The 6,261-nt window shown below is 72.2% G+C and carries 6 protein-coding genes and 1 pseudogene; 3 read left to right on the top strand and 4 right to left on the bottom strand.

The window, feature by feature from the left end:
• Positions 1-92 precede the first annotated feature (92 nt).
• Entirely contained in the window at positions 93-653 is a 561-nt protein-coding gene (locus tag VFN12_RS16700; RefSeq protein ID WP_325119904.1) for a DUF402 domain-containing protein, read from the top strand.
• Between the two features lie 25 nt (positions 654-678).
• On the top strand, positions 679-1,818 hold the full coding sequence (locus VFN12_RS16695; RefSeq protein WP_325119903.1) for a glutamate--cysteine ligase: 1,140 nt from the start codon (positions 679-681) through the stop codon (positions 1,816-1,818).
• Here VFN12_RS16695 and VFN12_RS16690 read toward each other — a convergent pair.
• Genes VFN12_RS16690 through VFN12_RS16680 form a run of 3 tightly spaced genes read right to left on the bottom strand, consistent with a single transcriptional unit; the run spans position 1,815 to position 4,405 of the window.
• Positions 1,815-2,927, bottom strand: a complete 1,113-nt coding sequence (locus VFN12_RS16690) for a DNA polymerase IV (protein ID WP_325119902.1) — start codon at positions 2,925-2,927, stop codon at positions 1,815-1,817. The genes VFN12_RS16695 and VFN12_RS16690 overlap by 4 nt on opposite strands.
• Entirely contained in the window at positions 2,924-4,033 is a 1,110-nt protein-coding gene (locus tag VFN12_RS16685; protein ID WP_325119901.1) for an FUSC family protein, read from the bottom strand. Before VFN12_RS16685 ends, VFN12_RS16690 begins: the two co-directional genes overlap by 4 nt.
• A gap of 45 nt (positions 4,034-4,078) precedes the next feature.
• The gene (locus VFN12_RS16680) at positions 4,079-4,405 is read right to left on the bottom strand and encodes a hypothetical protein (protein ID WP_325119900.1); all 327 of its coding nucleotides are present in this window, start codon (positions 4,403-4,405) and stop codon (positions 4,079-4,081) included.
• A 202-nt stretch (positions 4,406-4,607) separates the two neighbouring features.
• Between VFN12_RS16680 and VFN12_RS16675 the strand changes: the two genes are divergently transcribed.
• A complete protein-coding gene (locus VFN12_RS16675) occupies positions 4,608-6,011 on the top strand; it encodes a wax ester/triacylglycerol synthase family O-acyltransferase (RefSeq protein WP_325119899.1) in 1,404 nt (467 codons plus the stop codon).
• Between the two features lie 4 nt (positions 6,012-6,015).
• Here the strand turns inward: VFN12_RS16675 and VFN12_RS16670 are convergent.
• Positions 6,016-6,261, bottom strand: a pseudogene (locus tag VFN12_RS16670) (hypothetical protein); the annotation flags it as partial.

Genomic DNA, 6,261 nt, shown 5'->3' with positions numbered 1-6,261 from the left:
CTTCGCCAAGCTGGTCGGCTCGCGCTACCAGGACCTCTTCGCCCGCGCCTCCACGCGCGTCGTCCCGCCCAAGCGGTGATACAAACGACGGCGTGAGCCTCACGTCCGGCACGACGGTCCGCTGCGAGATGACCAAGTGGGGTGACCGGCCCCACTGGTCCTTCGCCGGCACCTATCTCGGCGCCGACGAGCACGGCGACTGGGTCGGCTACGCAGCGGGCACCGTCTTCACCCGGCCGGGCCAGCAGTTCACCGCCCCCAACGACCAGGTGGGACTGGTCCCGGCCGAGGTCGACGGCGTCCGGCCGGGCTGCCTGCCGACCTTCCACGCCCCCGGCGGCACCGTCTGGGCGTCGCTGGGCGGCGACGCCGTCGCCGTCTACGTCGACATGACCACGCCGCCGGTCTGGGACGGTGCGACCCTGCGCGCGGTCGACCTCGACCTCGACGTGGTGCGCGGGCAGGGCGGTCGGGTGATCGTCGACGACGAGGACGAGTTCGCCGAGCACCAGGTCGCCTTCGGCTACCCCGGCGACGTGGTGCGCCTCGCCGAGGAGTCCTGCCGACGGGTGCGGGCCGCGATGCTCGCCGGCGAGGCGCCGTACGACGGGGCGAGCCATCTGCCCTGGCTGGAGCGACTCGCCACGCGCTGAGCGTTCCTGTGCTTCGCTTGGCACCGTGCAGCTCGACTTCCACCCCTCCCCCCGGCCGACCCTCGGGGTCGAGTGGGAGTTCGCCCTGGTCGACAAGGCGTCGCGGGACCTGGTCAACTCCGCCTCGGCGCTGTTCGACGCGGTGCTGCCGAAGCTGGCCGAGCCGGGCAAGGTCCACAAGGAGCTGCTGCGCAACACCGTCGAGGTGGTGACCGGCGTCTGCGACACGGTGGCCGAGGCGATGGCCGACCTGCGCGGGACCCTCGGCGTCGTCCTGCCGGCCGCCGACGGCATCGGGGTGGACCTGTTCGGGGCGGGCACGCACCCCTTCGCGGCCTGGTCGCGCCAGCACATCACCGAGGGCCATCGCTACGCCGAGCTGATCAACCGGACCCAGTGGTGGGGACGCCAGATGCTGATCTGGGGCGTGCACGTCCACGTGGGGATGCCCGACGTCGACCGGGTGATGCCGGTGCTGTCCTCGCTGCTCAACACCTTCCCGCACCTGCAGGCGCTCTCGGCGTCGTCGCCGCTGTGGGCCGGCACCGACACCGGCTACGCCTCGACCCGCGCGCTGATGTTCCAGCAGCTGCCGACCGCCGGCCTGCCGTTCCAGTTCGAGACCTGGGCACAGTACGAGTCGTTCGTCCAGGACTCCCTCACCACCGGGGTGATCGAGGACCTCGCGGACGTCCGGTGGGACCTGCGGCCGGCCCCCAAGCTCGGGACGATCGAGAACCGGGTCTGCGACGGGGTGTCCAACGTGCGCGAGCTGGCCCCCCTGGTCGCGCTGATGCACTGCCTCGTGGTCGACCTCGACGAACGCTGCGCGGCCGGTGAGAAGCTGCCGACGATGCCGCCGTGGCACGTGCAGGAGAACAAGTGGCGAGCCGCCCGCTACGGGCTCGACGCCGAGATCATCCTCGACTCCGCGTGCCGCGAGCGGCTGATGACCGACGACCTGCACGACCTGCTGGAGCGGCTGGAACCCATCGCCCGCCGGCTCGACTGCGCCGACGAGCTGCGCGCGGTCGAGGACATCCCGCGGCACGGGGCGTCGTACCAGCGGCAGCGGGCGGTCGCCGACGAGAGCGGCGGCGACCTCGTGGCCGTGGTCGACGCGGTGGTCCAGGAGCTGCCGGCCTCGCTGGACAACGCTCACTAGTAGCCGCCCGGCGGCTCGGTCATCTCCAGCCGGACCCCGAGCAGCCGGACCGCCCGGTCGCGGTCGACCCGGTCCAGCAGCGAGACCGCGGCCTCTGCCAGCACGGACACGTCGTCGGTCGGCTCGGGCAGGGTCAGGCTGCGACTGACGGTGGTGAACGGGCGGTAGCGGACCTTGATCCCGACCCTGGCTGCCGGCCGGCCCTCGCGGCCGATGTCCTCGGCGACCCGCGCGGTCAGGTTCCGGACCGCGGCCTCGACGTCGGCAGAGTCCTCGAGGTCGCTCTGGAAGGTCTCCTCACGGCCGTGCGCCCGCGGCACCCAGGGCGTCGCGTCCACCGGGCTGGTGTCCACGCCGCGGCCGAGCCGGCGGTACCACGGCCCCATCGTCGGGCCGATCTCCTCGGCCAGCACCCGCGCGTCCGAGGCGGCGAGCTGGGCGACGGTCTCGATGCCCAGCGCCGCCAGCCTCTTCGACGTCTTCCGGCCGATCCCCCACAGCGAATCGGTCGGAAGCTCGCCCATCACCTCGAACCAGTTGGCCTCCGTGAGCTGCCAGACCCCGCGCGGCTTGCCGAAGTCGGTCGCGATCTTGGCTCGCAGCTTGTTGTCGCCGATGCCCACCGAGCAGTGCAGCCGCGTCGACGCCAGCACCTCGGCCTGGATCTGGGCCGCGAACTCGCGGGGGTCGCCCGGCCACGGATCACCGTGGCCCGGGGGCCCTCCCCCCACCCCCTCCACCGGCGCCGCCGCCAGGAACGCCTCGTCCCAGCCGAGCACCTCGACCACCACGGGCACTCCCGCCCAGCGCAGGGCACGCAGCGTCGCCATCACCTGCGCCGACGCGGCCTCGTAGACGGGCGCGTCGACGGGCAGGAACACCGCCTCCGGGCACTTGCGCGCGGCCAGCCGCAGCGGCATCCCGGAGCCGACGCCGTACTCCCGGGCCTCGTAGGAGGCGGTGGACACCACCCCGCGCTCGGTCGGGTCGCCCCGGCCGCCGACGACCACGGGCAGGCCGGCGAGCTCCGGCCGGCGCAGGACCTCGACGGCGGCGATGAACTGGTCGAGATCGACGTGCAGCACCCAGCCCGGCCCGGCCGAGCTCATGTCGGACGGCCGCTCGGTGGCGGTGGCAGAGCGTCGGTCGCCTCCAGGGGATCGAGCCCGGTGAGCAGGAGCAGGTCCACGACCACGGCCCTGACCTGCGCCAGGATCACCTCCGCGGAGAGCACCTGGCTCCGCTCGACCACCCCGGTCGCGTCCGCCACCTCCATCAGGGGGCCCCGGGCCGCGTCGGCGAGTCGGTTGGCGTTCAGCTCCTCGCGGACCACGTCCACCGCGGCGGCCAGGTCGACGCACAGCCGGGCGTAGGCGGTCGGCACCGGCCGCCGGTGGTAGGCCGCGACCGCCGTCTGCCGCACCAGCACCCGGGTGCTCCGCAGCGCCCGGTCGAGCGGGTCGACCAGCTCGCTCATCCGCCGCATGTGACCGCGGTGCCGGATCCGGAACGGCGAGGAGGCGACCACGCTCATGCCCTCGTTGGCCGCGTCCTGCAGCTCCCGCACCAGGTGGTCCGTCGACCGGGCGTCGGCCAGCAGGTCCAGCGCGACCTCGACCTCCCCGTCGGTCATCACCTCCCCGGCCGCCCGCAGCAGCTCGGCGATCTTGGCGACGATCCGGGCCGCCTGCTCCCGCGGGCGTCGCAGCGGTGCGGCCGGCACCACCGTCGCCGCAACCAGGGCCACCGCACCCCCGACCAGCGCGTCGGTCCAGCGGACCAGTGCCTGACCGGGCGCCGGCAGCAGCCCCGCCACGACGATCCCCTGGACGGCAGCCTGGGTCACGAAGAGCTGCCCACCGTCGAGCAGGAACGCCACCGACATCCCGAGCGCGATGATCAGGGCGATCTGCCACCACCCTTGACCCAGCTCCAGGACCAGCAGATCGCCCACGAACACCCCGACCGCGACCCCGACGGTGACCTCCGCCACCCGACGCAGCCGCTGGCCGTACGACGTGCCCAGGCTGACCACGGCGGCGATCGGGGCGAAGAAGGGCGCCTCGTGGCCCAGCACCTCGGCCGCGACGAACCAGGCGACTCCCCCGGCCAGCGCGCACTGGGCGATCTGGTACCCCTTCGAGCGCCACCGCCCGATGCGCTGCCTCAGCGAGCTGCGACCCCTCGAGACCAGCAGGTCGAAGGGTGCCTCCATGCCCCGATCATCCCAGAGCCGCCCGTCCCCACGTGGCCCGCGAGGTCACCCGGAGGAGCGGGCCAGCCGCAGTGCATCCTTGAGGTCGGCGAGGTCGCGATACCAAGTGCGTACGCCGGCGCGACAGCGCACGCGAGCCACCCGGGTGTCGTACTCGCCGCACTCGGCCCTGGTCTCGGACAGCGTCGGCGGGAACAGCGACGTCCCGTCGTGGTGCTGGATGCCGAACCCCTCCTCGGCGTTGCCGGTGACCCGCACGATGGTGTCGTCGGGCGGCACCCAGCCGTCCGTGGACAGGGCCAGGGCAGTCCCCACGCTGCCCAGCACCAGCGCCACCACACCGACCGCGACTCCCGCGACGTACCTCTTCATCGACCACTCCCTTCCTCACAGACCCGGACCATCCGGTTGCGTCAGGACGCTAGGCGCCGACAGGGACCACGCACCGCCGGCGAACGGCCGGGTGTGGAGGACGTCTGCCGGGGCAGGTCCGGTGGAGGGAAAGTGGCGCGCATCTTGTGACGCCCCGTCGAACCGGCAAGGATCAGGAGACCTCACCAGCGAAGGGGGACAAGTGGCCTCTCCGATCGACCCGACGTCGGCCGCGTTCCTGCTCACCGAGAACCGCAACATGCCCATGCACGTCGGCGGGCTCCAGCTGTTCAAGAAGCCCGAGGGCGCGGGCCGCAGCTACGCCCGGGAGATGTACGAGGCATCCCTCGACGTCGACGAGATCGCCCCCCTGTTCCTCAAGCACCCCTACCGCTCCGCGCGCACCGCCGGCCAGCTGGTGTGGAAGCCCGACGACCAGTTCGACATCGAGCACCACGTCCGGCACAGCGCGTTGCCGAAGCCCGGTCGGGTGCGCGAGCTGCTCGAGCTCTGCTCGCGGCTGCACAGCACCCGCCTCGCCTGGGAGCGTCCCCTGTGGGAGGCGCACATCATCGAGGGCCTCCGCGACGGCCGGCTGGCGATGTACACCAAGACCCACCACGCCCTCGTCGACGGCATCTCCGCGATGCGGCTCCTGCAGAGCGTCCTCACCACCGACCCCGACAAGCGCGGCATGCCGCCCATGTGGGCTGCCCAGCCCGGGACCCGGTCGAGCCGATCGGACGACGCCGACGAGGGCAGCATCACCGACGTCCCGGTGCACGCGCTGCGCTCGGCGATGGGCATCACCGCCGAGGCCGTCGGGATGCCGGGCGCCCTGGTCAAGACGATCAGCAAGGGGCTGCGCAACGAGACCTCGGCGCTCTCGCTCTACGCCCCGCGGACGATCTTCAACCAGCAGATCACCGGCTCCCGGCGGTTCGCGGCCCAGGACTGGCCGGTGGAGCGGCTGCGCGCCATCGGCAAGTCCACGGGTACGACGCTCAACGACGTCGTGCTCGCCATGTGCAGCGGGGCGATCCGCACCTACCTCCTCGAGCTCGACGCCCTGCCCGAGTCCACGCTGGTGGCGATGGTGCCGGTGGGCCTCAACGCCAAGCAGTCACACCTCGCCTCGGCCGAGGGCGGCAACGCGGTCGGCGCGGTGATGGCCCGGCTCGGCAGCCACCTCCACGACCCGGCCGACCGGCTCAAGTCGATCCACGCCTCGATGCGCGACGGCAAGGAGGGGCTGTCGTCGATGACGCCGGCCCAGATCATGGCGATGAGCGCGATCGGCCAGGCACCCGCCATCCTGACGCCCCTGCTGCGGATGCAGGGCATCGTGCGGCCGCCGTACAACCTGATCATCAGCAACGTCCCCGGCCCCCGCTCGACCCACTACTGGAACGGCGCGGAGCTGCTGGGCACCTACCCGCTGTCGATCCCGATCAACGGGATGGCGCTGAACATCACCTGCACCTCCTACGACGGCAAGATGTGCTTCGGCCTGACCGGCTGCCGCCGCACTGTCCCCCACCTCCAGCGCCTGCTGACCTATCTCGACGACGAGCTCAAGGCGCTGGAGAAGGCGGCCGGGATCTGACCTCTCAGGGAGTGCTGCCGCTGAACGGGATGGTCAGGCCCTCACCGGTGAGCGTCAGGTCCCAGCTGACGGACTCGATGCGAACGACCTGGTTGCCCGGGCAGTCGAGCGTCGAGAGCGGCGCGACGGAGAACGAGACGTTGGTGCGGCCGTTGCGGACCGGGAAGGTGCCCGACTCCTCGACGGCGACGGTCTCTTCCTTGTTGTCGGCAGCCGGGTTGTGACCGCCCTTGTTGTAGCACTGGGAGAA

This window comes from Nocardioides sp., assembly GCF_035703625.1.
Classification (GTDB): domain Bacteria; phylum Actinomycetota; class Actinomycetes; order Propionibacteriales; family Nocardioidaceae; genus Nocardioides.
Note: the sequence above shows the minus strand (reverse complement) of the source record. Positions and strands in the feature narration are given on the sequence as shown.